Source organism: Actibacterium pelagium (genome assembly GCF_002285415.1).
GTDB lineage: Bacteria > Pseudomonadota > Alphaproteobacteria > Rhodobacterales > Rhodobacteraceae > Actibacterium_B > Actibacterium_B pelagium.
This window is the reverse complement of sequence record NZ_NSBU01000006.1, coordinates 199384-224004: the sequence shown is the minus strand read 5'-3', so window position 1 is coordinate 224004 and position 24621 is coordinate 199384. Positions and strand designations below refer to the sequence as shown.

The 24621-nt window shown below is 54.0% G+C and carries 21 protein-coding genes; 6 read left to right on the top strand and 15 right to left on the bottom strand.

Annotated elements, in window-relative coordinates; translation table 11 throughout:
• Positions 1-208: 208 nt before the first annotated feature.
• Both CLM58_RS07925 and CLM58_RS07920 read right to left on the bottom strand, forming a co-directional pair.
• A complete protein-coding gene (locus CLM58_RS07925) occupies positions 209-1171 on the bottom strand; it encodes a diacylglycerol/lipid kinase family protein (protein ID WP_095595400.1) in 963 nt (320 codons plus the stop codon).
• Positions 1172-1592: 421 nt separating this feature from the next.
• Entirely contained in the window at positions 1593-2618 is a 1026-nt protein-coding gene (locus CLM58_RS07920) for a methionine synthase (RefSeq protein WP_095595399.1), read from the bottom strand.
• Positions 2619-3028: 410 nt separating this feature from the next.
• Here CLM58_RS07920 and CLM58_RS07915 point away from each other — a divergent pair, with 410 nt between their 5' ends.
• A complete protein-coding gene (locus CLM58_RS07915) occupies positions 3029-3997 on the top strand; it encodes an SMP-30/gluconolactonase/LRE family protein (protein ID WP_095595398.1) in 969 nt (322 codons plus the stop codon).
• Positions 3998-4649: 652 nt separating this feature from the next.
• A complete protein-coding gene (locus CLM58_RS07910; protein WP_095595397.1) occupies positions 4650-5567 on the top strand; it encodes an ankyrin repeat domain-containing protein in 918 nt (305 codons plus the stop codon).
• A gap of 248 nt (positions 5568-5815) precedes the next feature.
• Here CLM58_RS07910 and CLM58_RS07905 read toward each other — a convergent pair whose 3' ends face one another.
• Entirely contained in the window at positions 5816-6550 is a 735-nt protein-coding gene (locus CLM58_RS07905; RefSeq protein WP_158221875.1) for a DUF2182 domain-containing protein, read from the bottom strand.
• 11 nt (positions 6551-6561) lie between these two features.
• On the bottom strand, positions 6562-7164 hold the full coding sequence (locus CLM58_RS07900; protein WP_095595395.1) for a DUF1326 domain-containing protein: 603 nt from the start codon (positions 7162-7164) through the stop codon (positions 6562-6564).
• A 157-nt stretch (positions 7165-7321) separates the two neighbouring features.
• Here CLM58_RS07900 and CLM58_RS07895 point away from each other — a divergent pair, with 157 nt between their 5' ends.
• Positions 7322-8041 carry a winged helix-turn-helix transcriptional regulator gene (locus CLM58_RS07895; protein WP_095595394.1) on the top strand — a complete coding sequence of 240 codons (720 nt, stop codon included), beginning with the start codon at positions 7322-7324 and terminating at the stop codon, positions 8039-8041.
• Positions 8042-8357: 316 nt separating this feature from the next.
• Here CLM58_RS07895 and CLM58_RS07890 read toward each other — a convergent pair whose 3' ends face one another.
• From CLM58_RS07890 to CLM58_RS07855, 8 genes are all read right to left on the bottom strand, one after another.
• A complete protein-coding gene (locus tag CLM58_RS07890; protein WP_233133020.1) occupies positions 8358-9632 on the bottom strand; it encodes an AMP-binding protein in 1275 nt (424 codons plus the stop codon).
• Between the two features lie 967 nt (positions 9633-10599).
• Positions 10600-11346, bottom strand: coding sequence for an SDR family oxidoreductase (locus tag CLM58_RS07885; protein ID WP_095595393.1), 747 nt, complete (start codon positions 11344-11346; stop codon positions 10600-10602).
• Positions 11347-11355: 9 nt separating this feature from the next.
• Positions 11356-12810 (bottom strand): aldehyde dehydrogenase family protein, encoded by a 1455-nt coding sequence (locus CLM58_RS07880; protein ID WP_095595392.1) that lies wholly within the window; start codon positions 12808-12810, stop codon positions 11356-11358.
• A 57-nt stretch (positions 12811-12867) separates the two neighbouring features.
• Positions 12868-14331 carry an amidase family protein gene (locus CLM58_RS07875; RefSeq protein WP_095595391.1) on the bottom strand — a complete coding sequence of 488 codons (1464 nt, stop codon included), beginning with the start codon at positions 14329-14331 and terminating at the stop codon, positions 12868-12870.
• A complete protein-coding gene (locus CLM58_RS07870) occupies positions 14328-15902 on the bottom strand; it encodes an ABC transporter ATP-binding protein (protein WP_095595390.1) in 1575 nt (524 codons plus the stop codon). Before CLM58_RS07870 ends, CLM58_RS07875 begins: the two co-directional genes overlap by 4 nt.
• Complete coding sequence (locus CLM58_RS07865; RefSeq protein ID WP_095595389.1) at positions 15899-16747, bottom strand: ABC transporter permease; 849 nt, start codon at positions 16745-16747, stop codon at positions 15899-15901. Before CLM58_RS07865 ends, CLM58_RS07870 begins: the two co-directional genes overlap by 4 nt.
• 2 nt (positions 16748-16749) lie before the next feature.
• Positions 16750-17697 (bottom strand): ABC transporter permease, encoded by a 948-nt coding sequence (locus CLM58_RS07860; RefSeq protein WP_095595388.1) that lies wholly within the window; start codon positions 17695-17697, stop codon positions 16750-16752.
• Between the two features lie 10 nt (positions 17698-17707).
• The gene (locus CLM58_RS07855; RefSeq protein WP_095595387.1) at positions 17708-19177 is read right to left on the bottom strand and encodes an ABC transporter substrate-binding protein; all 1470 of its coding nucleotides are present in this window, start codon (positions 19175-19177) and stop codon (positions 17708-17710) included.
• 203 nt (positions 19178-19380) lie between these two features.
• On the opposite strand from CLM58_RS07855, the gene CLM58_RS07850 reads away from it, so the two are divergent.
• Positions 19381-19926: a PAS and helix-turn-helix domain-containing protein gene (locus tag CLM58_RS07850; protein WP_095595386.1), complete on the top strand. Its 546-nt coding sequence runs from the start codon at positions 19381-19383 to the stop codon at positions 19924-19926.
• Between the two features lie 744 nt (positions 19927-20670).
• Here CLM58_RS07850 and CLM58_RS07845 read toward each other — a convergent pair.
• The 3 genes from CLM58_RS07845 to CLM58_RS07835 are packed head-to-tail and all read right to left on the bottom strand — an operon-like array spanning position 20671 to position 22496.
• Complete coding sequence (locus tag CLM58_RS07845) at positions 20671-21177, bottom strand: GFA family protein (protein WP_095595385.1); 507 nt, start codon at positions 21175-21177, stop codon at positions 20671-20673.
• Between the two features lie 26 nt (positions 21178-21203).
• Entirely contained in the window at positions 21204-21719 is a 516-nt protein-coding gene (locus tag CLM58_RS07840; protein ID WP_095595384.1) for an OsmC family protein, read from the bottom strand.
• Between the two features lie 27 nt (positions 21720-21746).
• A complete protein-coding gene (locus CLM58_RS07835; RefSeq protein ID WP_229666224.1) occupies positions 21747-22496 on the bottom strand; it encodes a hypothetical protein in 750 nt (249 codons plus the stop codon).
• Positions 22497-22562: 66 nt separating this feature from the next.
• Here CLM58_RS07835 and CLM58_RS07830 point away from each other — a divergent pair, with 66 nt between their 5' ends.
• Together CLM58_RS07830 and CLM58_RS07825 are read left to right on the top strand one after the other, a co-directional pair.
• Complete coding sequence (locus CLM58_RS07830; RefSeq protein ID WP_095595383.1) at positions 22563-23498, top strand: LysR substrate-binding domain-containing protein; 936 nt, start codon at positions 22563-22565, stop codon at positions 23496-23498.
• A gap of 381 nt (positions 23499-23879) precedes the next feature.
• On the top strand, positions 23880-24620 hold the full coding sequence (locus CLM58_RS07825; protein ID WP_095595382.1) for an ABC transporter ATP-binding protein: 741 nt from the start codon (positions 23880-23882) through the stop codon (positions 24618-24620).
• Position 24621: the final 1 nt, after the last annotated feature.

The following is a 24621-nucleotide window of genomic DNA, read 5'->3' as shown; positions in this document are numbered from 1 at the left end:
CTCTGGAAGGAGCAAGAGACGCGTCGGAGGAGAAGCAGGGATAAATAAACGATGCGGTAATTTCGTCTCTGAATCAAAGCAGCATCGGGATGGCGAGCCATACTTTTGGATAGGCTGACGTTGTCGATTTACTTGGGCTTAGGTATCGGCTTTAGCTGCACGCAGGTTGGTTAGAACACTTAGCAAACCAGCTGCACAATTGGATTTCCTATGCATTCGCATTTGGGACAAGCACACGAAGAGGCTTGTTACCAATTTGCAGACTTGCTGGAAGGACGCCCAGATACTCTCCGTCTCCGTAGACCAACGAAGCCCCATAATTGTCGTTCTCACATGCAATGCGGCACCGCTCATGGAAATTGCTCTCCACTTTGTCATGGGCCAGATGTTTGCCAGAGAGGGCTTTCACTAAGAGTTTTATAGCCGAGGTTCTGCCTTGGCTTGTTGCAAACAGAACGTTTAACCGATCAGGTTCTGACTTGGCGTCAGGGGCAATGCGGACCCCGCCACCAGTGCATTCAGATGCCGCCCCAACCAAGATCAATAACTCTTTTTGCAATTCAACATCGTCGAAAGACAACGTGTACCTATGGCATTTCAGCTTCATCAAACTGATCAGGGCTGCGACGGTGTAAAGAGCTTTCCCTTTGAGCAATGGCAACCTAGAGGCCCGGAGGCTGGCATCGCTAAGCAAGCCAACTCCTGCACAGGTCAGACAAATCCTCGAATAGTCCGAAAACTCTACGTTTACGTATCGGGCATGTTGGACAACGCCGTTCTTGATCGCCAGCTCTGTGTCTCTGAAGGACCGAATTTGCATCGAAGCTGCAAAGTCATTCCCCCGCCCAAATGGCAAGACACTCATCACGCCGCCCGTATCAATAGCCTGTTGTGCAACAATATTTTGCAACCCATCACCACCACATGCGACTACAATACGCCCCTCTAGCATCGCATCTTTGGCAAGTTGTGAAGCGTGATCTTCGGACTCGCTAATCAGTGTGATTGCGTTCGAATGCCTTGATACCTTCGAAACAAGGTCCCTCTTTTTTTGAATGCTGGCCTTGCCGGAGCTTGGGTTCACCAAAAACAGGTATTCGGCGTTGCTGTTTGTTGAGTGAACCGACTTTCCCAAGTTGAGCCCCTTCTTTCCCATATTGAATTTGTCCATTGTCCGCGGGGAGCGTTTTTCGGCGTAGTCAGACCAATTAAAGCCTGCCAATGTGTGTGCAGATTGCCCCCCCCTGAACACTTCGTCATCTTACTGCAGAAAACTTGATTTTGCCCATTCTGTTTACGATCCTCGTTCGAACAAACAACATAGAGGCCGCCTCTCCCAGCAATCCATTAATCATTCGCTCAAGCCTCATCGTTTCCTAGCTTCAGACGCTTATGGGAAACTCGACTGTGTGCCTTCACACTCAGGGGTTTACCTAGTCCACCCAATGGGACGGAAAGACACCAGCTGTTGAATCGAACCCGCTTTGAGCCCGAAGCAAGCCTTCGCTGCGCGATGGAACGGGTTGACCATTTGAATGAACGCTATGCGGGGCCAAACCGTCTTTGACGACTTGGCTGCCGATTGTTAGTGACTAGCGACCTGCAAGCTCTTTTCGAATGATCTCAGCCCCTTGCCCCAAGGCATGAAGTTTGCCTTCAGCAACACTGCGAGGCAGCGGCGCCATCCCGCAGTTCGTACAAGCGTTTAGCCTTTCCGGATCTACAAACTCCATCGCTGCCCGAAGGGTCGAAGCGACTTTTTCCGGTGTTTCGATTTCGTTTGTTGCAACGTTGATCGCCCCGACAAGAACCTCTTTGTCCTTCAACTGAGACATCACCGAAAGTGGGACATGGGAATCTGCGCATTCCAATGAAACCTGATCGATACGGCTTGAATTCAGGGCGGGGAAGAATTCTTCATACTGCCGCCATTCATCGCCAAGCGTGTCTTTCCAATCGATATTCTGTTTGATTCCGTATCCGTAGCAAATGTGAACGGCTGTCTTGCATTTCAGGCCTTGTATGGCGCGGTGAAGACAGTCGACGCCCCATTCAGGCACAAGATGCATGAAGGAATTGAAAGCAGGCTCATCGAACTGGATCACGTCGACGCCGAGCGCCTCAAGCCCCAATGCTTCTTCGTTCAGAAGCTCAGCGAAGGCCATCGCCATTTTCGAACGCTCGCCATAGTGCTTATCTGCAATCGTGTCACAAATCGTCATTGGCCCCGGCAGCGTGAACTTCAGCTGAGACGTCGTATGCTTGCGAAGGAACTTTGCGCTGTCTCCGTGCACCGACTTTTTCCGTCTGACTTCCGCAGTCACCGTAGGCACCGAGGCATCATAGCGATTGTCGCGGATGCCCATGGTCGTCATCAGGCTCCAGTCGATGCCGTCAATCTCCTCAAGGAAACCGTGGACAAAGTGCTTCCGGAACTGCTCGCCGTCGGACTGAATGTCGATCCCGGCCTCACTTTGAATCTTGAGCCAGCATAGGGCTGCATCCTGCTGCCCTTCGATCAGTTGATCGCCTTCCAGCTGCCATGCCGCCCAAAGCTTTTCCGGCTCCGCAAGCCAACTTGGCTTCGGCAGGCTCCCCGCTATTGTCGTCGGAATCATCCGAAACCCTCCCTAATCAAACTCACATAAGCTGTCCCTTTGGCACTGACACCGGACATCACGTAGGTCGCTCTGCTTTTTTACAGATTCGAACCTTCGCATAGAAAATGACCAAACCGCAATTCCGCCCCAATTTCTGTCCGATGCATCGGTGGCGGGACATCTATAAAAGGGGGCACTTTTTGAAAGCAGTCGTTTGGTGATGAGTAATTGAAGGGCGGGAGAGCGGGACAAAACTGCCTTTAGGGATTAACGCGCGATAACTATGATCAGCTTGAAGAACAGAACCTGCAATTGAGTTCAGTCTGCCCTTTGCAATACTTTCATTGTACGACAACCTATACCGTTCGAGTTCGCCAGCCGAACTTGGTTCTATTGCATTCAAGATGCCAGCCTCAGGAGAAATCAGGATGAGCGACCACGATCTATTTCCAAACGGCTGGGAGCCGACAACCCGTTATCCTGATCCTGCGGTTCAATCGATCGACCCGGCCTTTGATGCTTACCGCCTTCCTTTGGCGGGTGTCGAAAGATTGGCGACTGGGATGCGCTGGTCAGAAGGACCAGTTTGGTTTGGCGATGCCCGTCACCTTCTTTGGAGCGACATTCCTAACAACAGGATCATGCGCTGGAACGAAGAAACGGGTCAGGTCAGTGAATTTAGGTCCCCGTCGAATTTCGCGAATGGGCATACCCGGGACCGACAGGGCCGCCTTGTTTCATGCGAACACGGGGGACGTCGGATCACTCGGACTGAGTATGACGGCACGATCACCACGCTGATGGATAGCTTTGAGGGCAAGCGGTTGAATTCGCCCAACGACATTATTGTGAAGTCTAATGGTACGATCTGGTTTTCGGACCCGGTCTTCGGAATTCTTGGCAACTATGAGGGTTACAAATCCGCGCCTGAAATCGGACAGAACGTCTATTGCCTCGATCCTGAAACGGGCGACGCGATAGTCGTGGCGGACGACATCCTTGGACCGAATGGCCTTTGCTTTTCACCGGATGAGAGCATTCTCTATATCGTTGAATCGCGCGGCGTTCCGACCCGAAAAATCTTGGCTTACGACGTTGGCAAAGATGGACACACCTTGTCGAATAAGCGTGTACTGATCGACGCAGGCTCCGGTACTCCTGACGGAATGCGATGTGACGTGGATGGTAACCTGTGGTGCGGCTGGGGCATGGGCGATCCCGATTTGGATGGAGTTATGATCTTTGCGCCGGACGGCAAGCCCATCGGGCGCATCGCTTTGCCTGAACGGTGCGCCAATCTCTGTTTTGGCGGACGCGCCAACAGTCGGCTTTTCATGGCAGCCTCTCAATCAGTTTATGCGCTCTATGTGAATGTGGCAGGTGTCCAAGGCGGGTAATCAGTTTTTTGACCTGAGATTGACCGCGCAGTCTGGGATCTAGTGCACTCTGAGCAGAGCGAAGTAACCGCTCTACACTGCAGTGGGTCGGCATTAGGCTCGAAGCGGTCGTTCGCTGCGAGGGACGTGAAGTTCCGCTTTGGGCCGTTTTCTGACATTGGTCGCACCGAGCGAGTGACACAGGAGTGACCGGGGACTGCATGCAAAAAGTGACAACGTATCCGAACGGTAACCGGCTACCTCGTAACCCGCTCAAAACATGCCAAAAGATATTTGGAAGATTTGGTGGAGCCTAGGGAGTCGAACCCCTGACATCTCGCGTGCCATGGACGAAATACATTTGTGCGGCCAGTTCAGGAAAGTATACGAGACTGGATTTAAACGAACCTAATTTGACGTTCTAAGAACGCACAGCGCTCAGGGTATAAGGTTTGGCTTTGGGAGTTTTAGACGAATTTCGTCATTTTTGGTGGTTATGACCATTGGGTGAAAAAACGCCGATTTGTTAAAATTCTTGGGTCAGATTCCGATCGTGAGCTGCCATTCGTGCCCTTCGCGGCGAATGCCTACTTCGAGCCCGATCTGTCCATGTCTTGAGTGCGTAAAATTCATGATAGACTAAGACATCTGATTCAAAAGAATTGGGGGATGCATGAGCAAGTTTTTTTCTTCATTTGGGCTTTGTGTCGCCATCCTTGGCGGTCATCTAGCCTACGCAGACCCACTTCATGATGCTGCCAAGACAGGCGATATGGCTAACGCTACAGTGCTTCTGGAAAATGGCGCAGATATCAATGCGGCGGACAGTTTTGGGACGCCGCTCCACTGGGCGATCCTAAACAAGCACGATGCGGTTGCCGAACTGCTGATCGCGGAGGGGGCGGACATCAACCGTCTCACAGACGCACTCGGGTCACCGCTGCACGCCACCGCGCAGCGCGGCTTACCCGAGCAGACCCGCCTGTTAGTGTCCAAAGGCGCGGACGTCGATGTTCGCGACAAGGACGGAAAGACGCCGCTCCACATAGCAGCCTATAGCGGGCGGACTGAGGTTGCGAGTGTGCTGATTGAGGTCGGAGCTGATGTCAATTCCGTGGCGTTCAATGCGCATGGCTCGGCTTGGGGTGAAGGTGAGTTCACCGCGCTGCATATTGCTAAGTATCGCCGCCACACTGACATTGCGGACCTCTTGCGCGACGCAGGAGCAGGCCCGCGCGTAACCCCGCCGCCCGAAGGAGTTATCGCTTCAGGCGACCCAATTGCAGGCGCGGAGATTGCGATCAAATGCGGACGTTGTCACATGTTGACCGAAGGCCAGCCGGATCCCAGCCATCCAAACCCCGGGCCGCCCTTGATGGGCGTAATCGGCCGCGCCATCGCCTCATTTCCTGACTTCGAATACACCACCAGCCTGAGCGCAATGGGGGGTGAATGGACCGAGGAGCGCCTCTATGGGTTTATTCGCCATCCAATGACGACTGCGCCGGGCACCCGGATGGTCTTCGAAGAAGCCCGCACTCCACAAGACGTCGCCGACGTCATTGCGTTCTTGCGCCGTCAGGCTAACTAGTTGTGGCCATCTAAGTAGGTGGTATTTCGGCGCCCTGTTGATTCTGGTTGCGTAGCAATCGAAGGTCAGCCTAGTCCGCACTGCCGACCTTGGGCTCGAACGCAGCGAGCCTCGGCTTTCCGCCCGTAGCGACCAGTTCTGCTACCGGCCAAAAGCAGACCTCCAACAGTTTTGCTCCGAAATGCGGCTTAGAGCCCATTTTAGGCATTTGGCCGAGATTAGCGAAGGTCGGATTTCCCTAAGAGTATCTATGCCGAGCCGATAAAAATTAATCCGCCACAAAGGATTAGTGCGCTCCCTCCGATGTGGGCTAAAAAAATGCCTTGGGGCAGTGTTTTTTCCGCGATCACAGAGGCAGTAAGCAGTGCGATTGCCGTTAGGTTCATCACCCCGACGACGAAGAGAAGCGACATCAACCCCCAACAGCATCCGACGCAAAATACCCCGTGGCGCAGCCCCATGTGAAACGCGCCTTTGGTGCCGTCTCGCCAGTCACTAGTGAAAAATCCAGCCGGTGTGCGGCAGGTATTGAGGCATATATCCTTAAGGGGTGTCCACTGGAAGATGCCGATTATGACCAAGAGGCAACCGGCGACGGTCTTGTCCTTGACGACCAGCATATGGCTCAGCACCCCGTTTGCCTGTAGTGCCCATTGCGTAAGTGTTGCGCCCAAACTGAAAAGGCTCCAGACAACAAGATAGGCCGCGACAAAAGCCCAGACGCCATGCGCTTGCCCTTTGCGCTTAACGATCCGTTGGTAGGATCGCACCATCGGCCAGGCCGAGGGTAGCATCATCGCCGCCATCATCACGGCCCACATGACCCAGACAAAGAACACCTGCATGGTGTTCCAGCCGCTGTGCATGGGCATCATGAGTTTCACGATGGGCTGGTCCATATTGTTTGTGGACCACAGGACCAGCGCCCACAAAAGGGCGGTGAAAGCTGCAAACTGGAATAAGTGAAATCCCGACCGTGTCATGGCGCTATCCCTCATGACCAATAGGCAAAGTCGGTGGAAAAACCGCAGCGTTCTTTATAGTCCCATTCCAACGGTCCGTCCTTGATACTGAGGCTTGAAACACTTTCCTTTCCGGGGTGCTCGTGTCCCGGGATGCCGCAGGAAACTGTGCCGTGGAAATCCACGTATTCATCGACCCGCGCCGCGCCGATCCCACCGACTGCAATAGTTTCATGGCCTTTGGTGTGGTCCAGCGCGATCCTAGCTCGCTTGACGCCGAAGACCTTGGAAATGTTGCCGGTGAACAGGATGTTGCCCCCGGCTTGACCCTGAAAGATCTCGGCTAAAGCCGCCATTTGCGCGTCGCTTGCATGCTCATCCACATAAATGAACACGCTCCAGAGGCTACCGTCCTCGTCATCGTCATAGGTGCCGGCCATGCAGACACCGAGACCCGACAGGTCCGTTTGACCTGAATGCCCTTTCAGGATCGCCCAGGACAAAATGAAGTCGCAATTGCCATAGGTTGACAGCCCGCCCTCCATGCCGTTCTGGCGCCTGCAAGGGCAGATCGCGTCGCAGTTGCAGGCCTCGTAGTAGCTGCCTTCGATCCTGTATCGGGTCTGGTCTGGCATGAGTGGTTAGTCCTCTCTGGTCGCGTTTTCTGCCTTGAGATCGACTTTCGCATCTTGTCGGAGCACCAATCCAGTTCAGCGATTGCAGTAAATATACTATAGTTTCTGAAGTAGATTGGTTGCGTGTAGCGGGGCATAGAGAGACAGGAGGGATGCGATGTCCGAGGTGAATTATCCGAAATTCTGCCCTGTTGCGATGGCGGCGAGCCTGCTGGAACCGCGCTGGACCATGCTGGTTTTATGCGAAATGTGGTCGGGATCAACACGGTTCAGCGAGATACAGCGCGGCGTGCCAGGCATGTCGCCAGGGCTTTTGACAAAGCGGTTGCGCGAAATGGAGGCCAGCGGTCTGATCAGGCGCGGAGAAACGAAGGCGGGCGCGCATCGAGAGTATTTCACAACACCGGTTGCCGACGAGCTTGAACCTTTGATCCGCGGGCTTGGTGAATGGGCGCACCGCAACATCGACAGCGATGTGTCGCTGCAAAGTTTGGATGCCAGAATGCTGATGTGGAACGTGCGCCGCAAGATCGACCAGCTTGAACTGCCGCGCCGTAGAAGTGTGATCCAGATCATCTTGAGAGACCCACGAAAAGGCGAGGCACAATACTGGCTGGTCTCGAAACCCGGTGAAGAGACCGATCTTTGCTTTACGGACCCCAAATTCGACGTAGATCTTTATATCGATGCCGACTTGCGCGCCTTTACCTCGGCTTGGATGGGGCATTCCTCATTCGAAACTGAAATCGCCTCCGACCGCATCTTGCTTTCGGGTCATGAACTGTTAGGCCGTACGCTGACGAAGTGGTTGGTTCGAAGCAGTTTTGCAGACAAAATCACGGATCGTCCGGCTGATCAAAACCTTGCTCTCCGCTAGGGATAGTTCGTGAGCATCACGAGAAAGCGGTTCAGTGCGCACCGATCGCATCGAACAATCCTCTATTTTCGTTGAGCGTCTCCTGAAAACTGACACTGTTGAAAAGACGGCCTCGTCCGTTATTCGGCCACTTATATGGTTTGCAGCGAATGACTGCTTCCCGCTCGTAGCGACCAGTTCTGCTCTCGGCCCAATTTACTAGTCTTTTGCGCCGCGGCGAATGTCGGCTTTGACGAAGGGAAGAATCCCTTTTAGTTGGAAGAGGAAAGCCAAGAACACACTTTCTCAGAGATCTAATGGCGACTGCCGGTATATGTCATGACGGTGAGCTAGAGTTTCGCAAAGGCACAACTTCGTGGAATTTGCCGCTTGCGGTGAATTCGGGAGGTCGTGTGCTCGCTCGAACTGTGACTTCATCTAGGCCGTTGTCGCGAAATACTTTCTTCACCGACCCGATGACGTCCTCAAGAACAAGCCCCGCCGCCGCACCCGCTGCCAGTTGCACGCGCAGTTCGAAATCGAATTCGCCAGTCTGGATCAACTGGATGCGCTGGGCTTGGTCGTGCTCAAAATCGAAAATCAGCGGCGACAAGGTCACCTCGCCTACGCGAACCAATGTCGCTTGGCGTCCCTCGACATGCAAACTGCGAAACGGCGATCCACAGGGGCAAGCATCCTGGTCAAACCGAATACAGTCACCCAAATCATAGCGGATGAAGGGCTGAACCTCGTTGGCGAGCACGGTCAGCAGAGCGGTCGCAGACAGCGTTCCGTCGGGAACGGGTTGCATTGCTTCGTCGACCGCTTCGAGAATAACCCAATCTTCGTTCACGTGTTTCCGCCCGTGGCTACACTCGAACGAAAGCGCCAAGCACTCGGTGCACCCATAGGGATCGGCAATGCCGTATTTCAGCGAGGGAAAGGCTCGCCCGACCCGTTCGCGGAGATCGTCGGTGAGTGTCTCGCCTCCCGTGGTAATGAACGTCGGTTCGATCCGCAGCCGCCTGGCCTCCTTTTCCTTGACTAGAATGGCCAGCATGCTGGGGTATGTCACGATCCAAGCGACGTTCCCAATCGCATTCAGTCTTTTGACAAGCTGACCAATTGGCTGCTCAGCCTCGACAAAGGTGACACCAAAGCCTTTGGCAAGCCGGGGGTTCAAACGTTGCACTAGTTTGTTGAAGCCGTTTCCGGCAAAATGGCCGTTCCCGCCGGTAATCGTCACCCTGTCGCCATGTTTTCGGACGTCTCGCACAAGCTTTCGATGATATCGTTCGAAGCGTGCCAGCATGATGCCAAAGGCATATTCCACGAACGCTTCGGACAAGACGATGACGGCAGGTTCGCCCGAAGTCCCGGAGGTCTGAAAAACGGCGACATCGTCGACAGGCACACCAACCTTGCGCAGGTCTCGCAGATGTTCGCGCGCCTTGTCGAGCGGAAGAGAGCGGATTGTCAGCCAGTCGTCGAACTCTGCCATGAGTTCGGGCTTATGGGTCACAGGTAAGTCTTGAAGTTCGATCTCGGCAGTTGGTGGCAGCTCTGCGTATAGTCGGCGAAACAGAGGTGAGTCACCACGCGCCTTCTCCACGAGGTGCCGCAAGTTTCGGAGTTGCTTGGCTTCTATTCGCGTACGTCCGCCCCAACCTGTCCAAAGCCCGCCAATCAAATACCCTAACGCTTTTTGAAGACTAAGATGCATGTTCTCTGGCATTTCTCGTTTTGTATCCCGCGTCGAAAAAGTCGATAATTTTAGACTATAGCAAAGGGCTGCGTTGCATTGACCAATGTCAAATCTGATACTCGCGCAGGATCATAGTCACCTGAGATACCGCGAAAGCAGACATGAGGTCACCAACATCAAACGGCGGCTTCGTCCGCAAAGCTGCCAGTCACACGAAATGCATCGAATGTCTCCAAGGGTTTCGACTGTCAGGATGGCAGCCTTTCTCACGAGCAGGAACCTTAGGGTGTCACCGCCAAGACCGGTGTACTCGACCCCGCGTAAACTGGTGGGGCCGAGGGTGAGCAGATGCGGGACTTCCGGGCCCAGTTGGAAAAACGGGCGCTATGATGCCGGGGCGCGATAGATCTGGAGATAGATCGATATACGGGGCTCAGTCATTGATACGTATTCCGATAGCATCCAGTCACACTTTGTGACGCGTAGAGCGTGTCGACTGATGTCAGTCATGGACCGTTTGGCAAGGTTCCCATAAAAGCACATCGCTGCGTACGACTCATAGCGTTGTCGATGTGGCGCTCTGGGTTTATTTTTGCTGCCGTTTCACACGCATGGTGGGCGTCTTGGAACTGAGCCTCATGCCTAGATCTCTAGTTCCGAATGTATTTGCATGGCACGACGGCGCAGTGTCTCCAAAGTTGCTGTACCGCCTGCGTCAAACTCGAAAACAATTAGGAATTCTCCGCAGGCAAGTCTCTCTGAGCTGATCCCTGAGAACTGAAGCGACGCTTTTCGCGCAAAATCCAGAACGCGTGGGATCAAGTCATAGGGATCAATGGTTCGCAATTCCAAGGTGTCATGTGACGCTGCAAGTTTAGATGCAACGACCACCGTCGACCTCCATACAAACACCCGTCACCATGCTGGCTTCATCGGAGCAGAGATAGCAGGCCGCATTGCCCATATCCTCCGGCGTAGAGAAACGGCCCAACGGAATGGTCGACAGGAACTTAGCGCGCACTGCCGGGGTATCTTCGCCCATAAACATTTTGAGAAGCGGCGTATCGCCTGCCACCGGGTTGATCGCGTTTACACGGACACCTTCGGGCGCAAGCTCAACCGCCATGCCTTTGGTTGCATTATTCATCCAACCTTTCGAAGCATTGTACCAGTTCAAACGTGGACGAGGGCTGACCCCTGCCGTCGAAGCAACATTTAGAATTGCGCCAGCCTTTTGGTCTTTGAAAATTGGAACGATATGCTTAGCCGTCAGGTAGACCGATTTGCAATTCACGGCGAATACTTTGTCAAAGTCAGACTCACTGACCTCTTCCATGGGTGCAGGCAGATGCGTGGTGCCTGCATTGTTGACAAGAATGTCGATGCCACCCAATTCAGACAGAGCAGCTTTCACCATGGCCTGAACGCTTCCGTCATCTGCGACGTTGGCCTCAACCGCTTGCGTTGCCGACCCCAATTCGTTTGCAAGCTGTTGCGCAGCCTCAATGTTCAGATCAGCAATGAGAACCTTTGCGCCTTCTGTCACAAACTTGCGAACGATCCCTTCGCCAAAACCGGAAGCTCCGCCAGTGACGATTGCCGTTTTTCCTTTGAGTCTCATCTTAATTCCTTATCCGTGAAGTGCGGCGACAGTTTTGAGGGTTGTGAAGCCGTACAACGCTTCGAACCCCTTTTCGCGGCCATGACCGGAAAGGCCCGTGCCCCCGAACGGCAGTTCGACTCCGCCTCCTGCACCGTAGTTATTGAGAAAGACCTGGCCAGCACGCAGCTTCTTCGCCATACGCATTTGACGTGCACCATCTTTGGTCCAGCAGCTGGCCACGAGGCCAAAGTCCGTGCCGTTGGCGATGGCGACCGCCTCGTCCTCGTCCTTGAAGGGAATGACGACTTGCACTGGGCCAAATATCTCATCTTGCGACAACGTGTGATCGGGGTTCGCACAGGCAAACAGGCTTGGGGCCACAAAGGCACCTCCAGACGGAGCGTCAGCCACGATCTTGCCCTGCGCTGCAAGTTCAAGATCGGCACCTTTGGCAAGGAACCCTTCAACGATTTCCTTCTGGCGATGTGACACCAATGGGCCCACATCCAGATCGTCCAGAGCCGGTCCTGCCCGCAGCGCATCATAGCGTTTTGCCATCTTGGCCAGAACTTCGTCATAAAGGCTTTGATGCACGAGAATACGCGACGATGCAGAGCAGGTTTGACCCGCGTTTTGAATTCCTGCGTTCACGAGGAACGGCAAAGCTGCCTCTAGGTCCGCATCCTCAAATACCACTTGCGGAGATTTGCCCCCCAGCTCCAGCGTAACAGGTACGACATTGTCGGCAGCCGTCTTTTGAATCAATTTGCCGACACCGACGGAACCGGTAAACGAGATATGATTCACGCCCTTGTGTCGTGTCAGTGCAGCCCCAGCTTCGGCACCCAATCCCGGGACCACGTTCAAAGCTCCCGCAGGTAAACCGGCCCGATTTGCGAGCTGCGCAAAGGCTAATGCAGTCAGACAGGCTTCTTCTGCAGGTTTCAAAACACAGGCGTTGCCGGTGGCAAGCGCTGCGCCAACCGAACGGCCGATGATCTGCATCGGGTAGTTCCAGGGAATGATATGGCCCGTTACCCCGTGCGGTTCTCGCAAAGTGTAGACGGTATAGCCATCGAGATAGGGAATGGTTTGACCATGCAGTTTGTCCGCTGCACCGGCGTAGAACTCCATGTACCGGGCAAGTGCGATGACGTCCGCTCGTGCCTGCTTTAATGGTTTGCCAACATCCTTTGCTTCGAGCGTTGCAAGCTCTTCAGTATGGTCGAGAACGAGCTGACCCAGTCGTGCCAAGACACGCCCACGCTCAGCCGCCGTCGATTTTCCCCAATCGCCTTGCAGTGCGGTCTCGGCCGCAAGCACGGCTTGGTGGATGTCTTCTGCCCCTCCCTTTGCAATGCCGCAAAGCGCCGATCCATCCGACGGATCAGTCAGCGTAATCGTCTCGCCGCCGATGGCGGGCACCCATTTGCCGCCGATCATGCATTTATCGGGGGCAATTCCAATTGGTGTTAGTGTCATGGTCTACTTCCTAATGTCCTACGCGCCGTGGGTAGGAGTCCTGTGAAAGGAGTCGCGTCATGCAGGCGCATGTCGTCGATCTTCGACGTCCTGTTTGTCCAACAATTCCCAAAGGGGCACGGACATCCGGCCCACCTGTTTTTCGATCTCGCGCATAGCGTCGCAAACCAAATCCTCTCGCCAGCGTTGACCAACAATTTGCACGCCAACGGGCTGCAACGCATTGGCGCGGTTGGAAAGATGCGTCGACATAACGCCCGCGGGGAGTCCCAGGAAATTCATCGAGTAGGAGTAAAGCGCCGCACCCAGAACATCACGTACGCCCTCCGCGCCTTCCAAGTCGCGGTTTGGGCTAAAGATCGGATGCGGAAGAAACGGTGTAAGAACCAATGGGTAGGTTTCCATGAACTCCGCCCAGACGCGCGCATAATGGGTTCGTTTCGCAAGTGTTTGGCTGAATTCGTCGTCATCCATTTGCGGGAACTGGCGGTCATACTCTTTAAAGATTTCTTTGATCTCTGACGATCCATGGGATTGAATGTCTGGCCCAATCGTCTTGGAGACTTCGGTAAGCAATGCGCGGTAGCCGTCCAGTGCACAGTCTCTCAACAGCGGCAGATCGACTTCCTCCACCTCATAGCCCGCGTCAATCAGCGCTGATTTTGCAGCATCAAGCGCGCGTGAAACCTCTGGGTCCAAATCGAATTCGTAGGTGTTCTTGGTGAATGCGACTTTGATGGGCGCAACGGGCCGGGTTCCTCGCCAAGGTAAAGGTGCGTGAAAGGGATCTCCGGCTCCTGGCTGCACCGCTGTCAGCATGCCAAGCTCCAAATCGTCTACGGATCGCGCGATAAACCCTTGAACTGACATCATTTGAATGAGAGCACCCCTCTCCACCTTTTGGCTTGGATTCCACGCAGGCACCCGATGAAGGCCCGGCTTTATCGTCACGGCCCCTGTCGCATAGGCAGGGAACCGAAGCGAGCCGCCGATGTCATTGCCATGCGCAAGGGCACCAATACCTGCCATCACAGCGGCACCAGCACCGCCAGATGACCCACCGGGGGAGGCATGCGGCCCCCAAGGATTGTGTGTCCTGCCATGTAGCGGATTGTCGGTATCCGCGCGGAACGAAAATTCTGGGGTATTCGTCCGCCCGATCACAACCGCACCTGCGCGCAGCAGGTTGGCAACGAGCGGCGCATCTTGCTTTGCAATCATGTCTTTGAATGCCGTCACACCGTTCGACGTCGCAGAACCGGCCTGATCGACATTTATTTTGATCGTCACCGGGACCCCATGGAGGGGTCCTAGATCAGCCCCCGCTGCTCTCTTGGCGTCCAAAGAACATGCCCTTTCGAGAGCCGCCTCGCTAAGATCTTCGACCACCGCGTTCAGCTGCGGATTGATCGCGTTCATCCTATCGATGTGCGATTTTGTGACGTCTTCTACAGACAGGTCGCCTGATTGCGTTCGTTGCGAAATCTCGACAGCACTCAGTCGCCAAAGAACCTTGGTCATGCGCTAACACCTTCCAAAGAGGGGAGTTCGGGCGCAGCCGCAATCAGTTTTTTTGTATAGTCCTGTTGTGGTGCGCTGAAGACAGTCTCGGTCTCGCCTTGCTCGATAATTTGGCCACCTTGCATGACCAACACGCGATCAGCGATGGCCTTCACGACTGTCAGATCATGGGTAATGAACAGATAGGTCAGACCGCGTTCAGAAGAAAGCTCTGCCAATAGGTCAAGTATCTGCGCGCGTATCGAAACGTCGAGCGCCGAAACGGCTTCGTCAAGAATGATAAGGTCCGGCTTGATGATCAAAGCACGGGCAATGGCGATACGTTGTCGTTGCCCGCCGGAGAATTCATGAATGTACTTGTCCTGATCTGTCGCCTTGAGACCAACAGAAATTAGACTGTCCGCGATCTCATCATCTGTCGCCTGCCGCCCCAATCGGAAAAAGGGTTCAGAAACCAAGCGCCCGACTTTATGCCGCGGATTGAAAGATCCATACGGGTCTTGAAACACCACTTGCATCTGCTGCCGTGCGGATTCATCCGCGTGAACATCCAGCCCGTTCAATTTGATCGACCCACCCTGAATGTCATCTAGGCCCAAGATGGCCCGCGTTAGGGTCGATTTCCCGCATCCGCTTTCTCCGACGAGCCCCAAACACTCTCCTTTGTGAAGGTTGAAGCTAACATCATTGACCGCGCGAAACGGCGTGGGTTTGGCAAACAGCGACGTGCGCGCTCCGGTGTAGTCCCGAACGACGTTCTTTACAGATAGCAAAACCGTGTCTTCGATCTGTCCTGCGGTTTCAGGTTGATGGGTTGATGCCTCAAAGAGCGCCTTGGTGTAGGGATGCTGCATCTCCCGATGAAGCGTCTCGGCCCTGCCGCGCTCCACAACCTCACCGGTTTTCATGATAACAATGTGGTCAGCGATATCTGTCACAACCGCCAAATCATGCGTGATCAGCATCAGCCCCATGCCGTCTTCGGTGACCAGCTGCTTCAAGAGGCTGAGGATCTCTGCCTGGGTAGTCACATCGAGTGCGGTCGTGGGTTCGTCCGCAATCAAGAGCTTGGGTCGCAAGGCAATTGCCATAGCGATGACCACCCTTTGCCTCTGTCCACCTGACAATTCATGGGGATAGCGGGAAAGAGGAAAGCGATCCTGGGGAAGCTCGCACCGAGCGAGGCTCTCAGCGGCCAGCGCCATGGCCTCGGCGCGCGAGGTTTTCCGGTGAATGCGGATCGTCTCGGCCACTTGCTGCCCGATGGTTTGCACTGGATTAAGTGCGGTCATAGGCTCTTGAAACACCATCCCGACGGTCTTGCCACGCATATTACACAAGGCTTGCTCATCGGCTTGCAAGATGTCTGTGCCAGCCAAGCGAATTGCTCCCGAACAGACCGCGCCGTCTGGCAAGAGCTGCATGACAGAGAACGCAGTCAGCGATTTGCCTGACCCGCTTTCTCCGATCACGCCACAGACTTCGCCGGGCTCAATGTCAATTGAAACGCGGTCTAGGATCGGTGTGCCGTGAATGGATAGCGACAGATCTTGAATGCTCAATAGGCTCATCGTCCAGTCCTCCGTATACGAGGATCCAAAAGATCGCGGAGACCGTCGCCAGCGAGGTTCAATCCCAATACGGTCAATAGAATTGCAAAACCGGGAAACAATGCCAGATGCGGTGCGATTGAGATGAGCGTCTGGCTTTCGGCAAGCATCCGGCCCCAACTCGGAGTCGGTGGCTGTGCACCAAGGCCAACATAGCTCAGACCGGCTTCAGCAAGGATACCCAGCGAGAACTGTATTGTGCCCTGAACGATCAGCAGGTTTGTGATGTTGGGCAGGATGTGCTCAGCAGAGATACGCGTCGCCCCCTTTCCTGCAACGCGCGCCGACAAAATGAACTCGCGGGTCCAAAGCGGCAATGCAGCACCCCGGCTAAGGCGCGCAAACACCGGGATATTGAAGATACCAATGGCAATGATGGCGTTCACAGCAGAGGGGCCAAAGACGGCTGTGATCATGATGGCAATCAGAAGGGACGGGAACGCGAAAACAAGATCGTTCCCACGCATAATCACTTCGTCGAGCCACCCCCCGCGATTGGCAGCTGCGGCCAGACCTAGCGGAACTCCAAGGCCGATGCCAATGCCAACAGCAATGAAGGCAACAGCGATGGATGTCTGAGCGCCGACCATAACCATCGAAAACGTGTCGCGGCCAAAATGATCTGTTCCAAACAGATGCTCAGCCGAGGGGGATTTGAGCTTTGACGCGATGTCCAGAACGGTGACATCGTAGGGTGTCCATATCAGCGATACCAATGCGGCAATCGCAAAGACGGACGTCAGAGCCAAACCAAGCATCAGGTTGCGCGAGCGCACTGCGCTCTTGAGAAATCCAGTTTCAGCCATTGTTATGAACGCGCCCTCAGTCGCGGATCGACCCAAGCGTAAGCGAGGTCCACGAGAAAATTGACAAGAATCACGGCGAACACCAGCAGCATCACGACACTTTCAACAACGATGAGATCGCGCTGTGTGATCGCTTGAAAGACCAGCCTTCCAAGACCCGGCAAGAAGAACACGTTTTCGATGATAATGGCCCCTGCCAGCAGGAAGGAAAACTGAAGGCCGATGATGGTGAGCACAGGGATCATGGCATTTCGCAACGCATGGCGCCACATGACCTGCCGTTTCGTTAATCCCTTCGCGCGCGCGCTTCGAATGTAGTCTTCTGATAGCGTATCCAATAGCGAGGACCGCATCACACGGGCAAGGATTGACGCTTGCGGCAGAGCCAAGGCCACTGCGGGTAGCGTCAGGGCTTTTAGCCCCGCAAAAAAGCCCGCGTCCCATCCCGGAAAACCGCCAGCCGAAAACCAGCCTAGATTGATAGCAAACACGATCACCATCAGAATGGCGAACCAGAAATTGGGAACGGCGATGCCAAGCTGCGTGACACCCATCACCGAAAGATCAGTAGCCGACCCACGCCGCGCAGCGGCCAAAACGCCAACCGGGAACGCCACCAAAACCGTCAATGCCAAGGCATAAAGCGCAAGTGGCAACGACACTTGTAGACGGTCGGCAACAATGTCCGAAACCGGAGAGCGGTAAGTATAAGATGTCCCCATATCGCCTGTTAGCAGGCCAGTAATCCAGGACATGTACCGCTGTGCGATCGTTTGATTTAGCCCCAGCTCTTCGCGGAGGGCATCCACCGTGTCGGGCTGAGCATTAATGCCCAGCATAAAGGACGCCGGATCACCGGGTACAACCTCGATGCAGGCAAAGATGACTAGGCTCGCTACAAGTAGCGAGACAATGAGCGAGCCAAGTCTTTTTATGAGATACGGAAGCATCTGGTGCGGACTATTCAGACCAGGACACGGCTGTTAGATCAACGGCCTGCGTGGGCGCGTCCTTCCAGAAGCCGTTAAGCTTCGCGTTCACCACAGATGTCAAAGCCAACTGGAACAGGTAGCCGTTGACGTAGTCTTCGGAAATGGTGGTTTGCGCTTGCTTGAGAAGGTCGGAACGCATCGCCGGATCAGTTTCTACCGAGAGCTTGTCGATCAACGCCTGGAAGTCGGCATTGTCGTACTGGAAGTAGTACTCTGCTCGGGCATAAATACCGATATCCATCGGCTCGGTGTGGCTGACAATCGTCAGGCCATAGTCATAACCTCTGAACGCTTGCTCCAGCCACTGCGCCCATTCAAGATTGCTGATCTCTGTCTCGACCCCGATGGCGCGCAACTGTGCAGCGATGATCTCGCCCCCTCGGCGTGCATAAGACGGCGGCGGCAGCTTCAGCGTTGTTGTAAATCCATCCGGATAGCCAGCCTCTGCCAGCAATGCTTTGGCCGCTTCCGGATCAAATGGCGCGTTGCCGGTCAGATCAATATAGTCCGGATGGTGTGGCGCGAAATGCGATCCAATTGGCGTTCCGTAACCGAACATGGCTCCATCAATAATCGCCTGACGGTCGATTGCCATGCTGACCGCTTTACGGACGCGGACATCATTAAAGGGTTCCATCTTGTTGTTGATGGCAAGAATGGTTTCCCCTTCGGTGTTCCCCGCAAGCACCGTGAAACGCGGGTCGGCCTCGAATTGCGCAAGATTTTCAGGAGCTGGATAGCTGTAGAAGGCATCGATATCTTCCGCCATCATTGCCGCGAATGCGGCTGTCGGCTCAGAAATGAACTTGAACGTTGCGCTCTCCAGCGCTGCTGCATCGCCCCAATAATCCGCGTTGCGCGTCAAAGTGATGCTGTCGCCCTGCTTCCAGTCGCCAAAGCGGAAAGCACCTGTGCCGACAGGATTGGATTTGATGTCGGCGATGCTTTCTTCGGCCACGATGACCGCGTCACCCCAGGCCATATTGAAAAGGAAGTTACCCTGCGGTGATTTCAACGTGACTTTGACTGTCGTCGCATCTACCGCCTCGACGCTCTCGATACCCGCAAAGAGGGCTTTCTGCGCGTTCGTAGAGTCTTCGGCGCGGGCGCGGTCGAGCGAAAAGACAACGTCTTCGGATCCAAAGCTTGTGCCGTCGTGGAACGTGACACCAGACCGCAGCTTGAACGTATAGGTCAAACCATCTTCCGAAATGTCCCAGCTTTCCGCCAGTCCCGCATTCACGGAACCGTCTGGCCCAAATCGGGTGAGACCCTCAAAAACGTTTGAATAGAGAACTTGGTCAATCGCGCCAGCAGCCGCTGATGTTGGATCAAGATGGGGTGGTTCCAGTTGCAGACCAACTGTGACCTCTGTCGTGTTTGCAAAGGCAGCGTTCGCCGCCATAATGAGCGCTGTGGATAGCAGCAGATGTTTCATGATTTTCTCCCTGATCGTTATTTTGGATCATCAAGCAGACATAAACGCACTTTCGGCTACTGCGCGTCCGTCACCACAGCAAATTACGTAGCCTTCAACTGTTGCGGCCCCACTTCGCTTTGGCGTCCTTTCGATTTTCAACTCGGTGATCGTAGCTTCAAGAACTACGGTGACAATACCGTATGTTTACGGTATGGCGTGTCATGCAGTCATTCAACGAAATTGCGTTTCAGTCCGCGCCAGTCGGAATCGCCCTGATCGAACGGCGGGTGATACGCGCCTGCAATCAGATGTTTTGTACGCTTACGGGCTTCGACAAAAAAGCGCTGCTCAACCAAAGCTCCCGAGTTTTCTATGCCAGCGATGAAGAGTTTGAGCGCGTGCGAGATGTTGGACTTAAGGAATTGCGCGACGGTCGAGACTATTCCGACATGAGGCTCTTGCGACGCTCGGACGGAAGTTCGATTTGGTGCCGGTTTCGTGCACAAGCCATGAATCCCAACGACCCGCTAGAGCAAACAGTGCTAACCTATGCCAAAGTTGCAGATACCAACGACAAACCCGATTTGACGGCACGGGAAATGGATGTGATCTTGGGCTTGCGCGCAGGACAAACCAGCAAACAAATTGCCATTCTCCTTGGCCTCTCTCCACGCACGGTGGAAGATGTCCGGGCACGCTTGCTGGCGAAGTTCAAGTCAAAGAATGCGCTTGAGATGCTGGCGAAGTTCACGAATCTAGAGAATTAAGAGACGGCCTCAAAACTCCTGAGCTTTTTGTTGCGATGCCTTGGCATGTTATCCGGATTGCTTCAATAATGTTCGGCTCTATAAAAAAGCGCCGCGATAGACGGTTTCGTTGAAAATTATTGTGCCACAAACCTTTGTCTAAGCTGCCTTTAATTTTTTCACATTTTGAACGGCGCCCCGGACCAAGACTTTCGTCATCCTGCAGAAACTCGGTAAGTTGGGCTCGAAGCGGTCGTTCGCTGCTAGATGTTAGCACGTCAGCTCTGCGCCGAGAGCGACTATAATAGGACTTAAATTCGAAGGGTTTTGTCACCTTTCGGTCATCGCCTGTAAATTCCACTGAATTCGACAAACCTGAGCGTAATTCAATCTTTGCAATCTGTTAGACACCTCTTCCAATACCTTGATTTACCTTTCTTTTTGCTCATCTGAATTAAATAAGCTGATCTGACCTTACAAATGTATTTCGTCCATGGCATGCAAGATGTCAGGGGTTCGACCCCCTAGGCTCCACCAAATCTTCTCAATATCTTTCGACGTGTTTTGAGCGGGTTACGAGGTACTCGGTTGCCGTTCGGATACATTGTCACTCTTTCGCATGCAGTACCACGTCACTCCAATGCCACTCGTTTGGTGTAACAAATGTCAAAAACGACCCAAAGTTGCCGATCTAAGGCGATGTGACGAAATACTGCTTCGAAGCCATGACGGACATTTGTTCCTTTCGCAATCGACGCCTTTACCTCAGGAAATCTTGATCCCGGCAGATGCTTCGATCTTCGCGAGACGCTCTAGACTCGCTGGCGACCAAGTCTCCCCGAACTTGTAGAACTTGCTTACCTTTTGATCGGCCCTTGGCAGGATGACCCAGGGTTGTTTCGTTTCAGTGTATATGTGCACATCCGGCGGGAACTGGTCAGGATCATTCAGAGTGCCAACACGAATAAACCGTATGTGTTTTCGCAGGCCGCCCATGTTGTAGTTGCTCCAAACCGCAACTTTGCATCTTTTACATCGGGTGATGTCCTGCCCCGTTCCACTTGGCGTCGGAACTGTAATTTCCTCAACTGAACCAGATACAAGTTTGACACGATCGGCTTCAAATAATGCGTTGAGCGCAAAGGCGGAGCCAGAGTTCTTTTGGCAGCCTCGACAATGGCAGCCATGTACGATCAGGGGGTCTGATTCCACCTGATAGCGCACATGTCCGCACGTGCAGCCGCCTTCTCTGACGTGAGTTTTTGTGCTCATGATGCTGCAATCCTTGCTTTTTGCCGTCAGGCTATTTTGACTTCTAATGTTGAGGGCGTTTCACGCCGGCATCCGTCAGCGACGGGTGAGTGTGTCACTGCATAGTCAACAATTTCCCATAAGACTTTATCGCTGACCCCCGAAGCGCCGATTTTCACCCGTGTCCTTAGACTAAGGGAACCCGCACGAACCGAGGGGTCCACTCCAAAGAGTCCTCGGTCGTCGTCCACGCTGTCAGTTGTGACCTCGAGCGTGTCCAGCTCAATGCCCAATTCAGCCGCGCGCAAGGCAATTCTGGTTGCGTCACAGGTTGCCAGCGCTGCGCGAGATAACCAGCCGGGTGAAGGAGCCGAGCCACCACCGCCGACTGCTTGCGGCATATCGGTGACTATGGATTGACCTTCGTCTCCAGTCGCTCTGCAGCGCAAACCACTTTCCATGACAGCGGTGATTGGTGGGCTGGTGCTTAGGGCCTCGTTGGGGTTCTCTTTGAGGTAGGCGATTACGCCATTAACTGATTTCTGAATGTGTTCGACCGACATCTCGTTCTCCCGCTCTGTCGCTAAAGGTCAGTTGGTGTTTTCTTTGGCTTCAACTGGGAACATGACATGCCACAATGGGGTGTCTCCCCACATGACATAGGAGCCGCCGACAAAGGGATCACGTGGCAAGTTCGCAACCAAGTCCTTGTTGGGAAATAACATCATCAGATGCGGCCCATCCTGAACCCAAACACCCCCGTCATTGGGATCTGTTGCCATTGGATTGTCATTATTCACCATTGCATCGCCCTGAAGCATGTATGAAACGCCCACGACCTCGGTGGAGAATTCCGACCCGGACGCAACAGCGGCCATCCATCTCATCCAGACAGGGTCGTTACACATCGGGTGTTTGTCGCCAGGGATGAGGCCGACACCTGGCAAGCACACCCACTCGTTGCTGCCCTCTCTGAGGATTGTCCCGTCTACGTCCATGATGGTAGCGTTCTCGCTGATGTCCAAGGGTGCGGCCGACATGGCTCTCGCGATCTTTTCTTCGTTTGACTCCGCCAAAGCCGAACTCGCCACTCCAGCAGCGACAAAAAACACGACTGATGCGCCGATGGCTCCCTTTCTTTTGGCTTTCAAATAATTCCACATGTCAGCAGCTCCTATTCTCAGTTGATGTCTCGTCTCTTCTGGGACGGTGCGCGACGCGGAAAGCAGCGGACTCGGATGGGACCCCTTTTCGGTCTTCACACTAGTCCTGGTGCAAATGGTATTTAGAAAATCTTTTTTTCGTGAGACGCAACCATCACCAATGATCCAAATTTCCATGGATTTTCCAGCAATGTCATGTCATTTGTTCTTTTCAGGTATAAACTCAAACTTTAGGCTTAGACGGTGAAGACCTCACATCTCAATGCACTACGCGCGTTGGAGGCTGCGTTACGGACAGGCAGCTTTCGCTCAGCCGCAGATGATCTTGGAGTGACAACTGCAGCCGTTGGGCAGCAAATCCGCGGGCTTGAAGATTACGTTGGATGTCAGCTGTTTGTTCGCAAACCTTCAGGGGCGATACCAACCAAAGCCGCCATTAGCGTGGCATCGGAACTAACGGCTGGCTTTGGGTCCATCGGTACAGTTCTGGAACGGTTAAAAGAGCCCGTTCTGGACAACCGCCTTTCAGTGTCGACGAGCTTGGCAATCGCAGAGTGCTGGCTAACGCCGCGCCTACCGAATTTTTACGCAATTTGCGATAAGTTTGATTTACGCATTGATACAACACACCGTCTTGTCGACTTGCGATCGGAGGAGTTTGATTTTGTCATCCGCTTCGGTCCAGAGCCTGACAACTCACAAGAGAGCGTGTTCCTCTTTGACGGATGTGTGGTGCCGATTTGCACTCCAGAGTTTGCGGCGCAATACGGCCTGTCGGAGAGCACCAAATCGCTCACTGGCGTTCCACTCATTCATGTCAAAGAAGAGACAACCGATCCCGGTTGGCTGAATTGGGAAAACTGGGGCAAAAAATACGGGTTTGAGCACGAAGAGCGATCAGCCATTCCAGAGTTTCCTCGCCTTAGTTCCGGTCTGAGGGGAGCAAAGGAAGGATTGGGGCTCGTCTTGTGTGGAATGGTTGAGTCGTTCTCAACCCTTACCGAAGGTTCTATGGTCATGCCTTTTGGGGGCAAATCTGCGACGCGATCAGAGTTTTCCTACCGGCTTGTCTCGCTGCGAGGTCGGGCTCGTTCCAAGACGCAAAACGATTTCAGAGACTGGATGGCTGCAGAGGCCGAGACATACCGGCGTGAAGTTGACCTGCTGCTCGATAGTTGACCTTGAACATGCAAAATAAAGGGGTATCGCTTGGGCAGCAAAGCCATTGACAGGTCATGCGCTCATGACCCCAAGCCATCGCAGCATCACGCGGTACAAGGTCCGTTTTCAACAAACCGGTCGTTAGCGCCCTGTGTGGCCAGAGGCCGCTTACCGTCCTTCCTATCTTACCTCGTACCGACGTCCGTAGACTATCCCAGTGCGCAACCCAAGTATTTCCAGCGTTTCGCTGAAATTGAGGCATATTAAACGATTTGAACAACGGTTTTGGACTTAGAGTTGACATGAATCGGTGCGAAGTATCGATGTCTTGAGTGGTGTTGGAGCCGATGCCAGCCCGCTAAGCTGCCGGCAAACCACAGAATCTTGGGCAAAGAGCGCATGATCACAGTCACGAACTTCAGCAAGCAATACAAAGGCTTCACCGCCGTTAAGGATCTTAGCTTTTCGGTGGAACCCGGCCAAATCCTTGGGCTGGTCGGGCCGAATGGGGCGGGCAAGACAACGACATTGCGTGCCTTGTGTGGGATTATCCCTCCGACCGCGGGTCAGTTGTTGGTTGCGGGCCATGACATTGTCGAAGAGCCTATCGAAGCCAAGCAGAACATCGGCTATATTCCAGACGATCCGCGGCTCTTTGATACGATGACGGTCTGGGAGCATCTGGCCTTCACTGCGGCGGCTTACAAACTCTCAGATTTTGAGCAAACCGCCGAAGCGCTTCTTGAGTCCTTCGAGCTTACGCACAAGCGCGATACGCTGGTTCACAACTTGTCACGCGGGATGCGCCAAAAGGTGGCGATTGCCTGTGCCTTCTTGCACGATCCAAAGGTGATCCTGTTTGATGAGCCTCTGACAGGGCTTGATCCTCAAGGGATCCGGGGCATCCAGCAGGCCATTCGCGAACGTGCGCAGGCTGGCGCCGCTATCATCATCAGTTCGCACCTGTTGAGCCTGTTCGAGAACTTGTGCACGCATATCATGGTGTTGAGCCTTGGCGAGTGTCGTCGAATTGGCACGATGAGCGACGTGGTAAGCGAAGTCGGACAGACTGACAGCAGCTCTGCCCTTGAAGAGGCGTATTTCTCTCTCACCCAACAAAAAGAGAAGGGTGAGGCCTAAG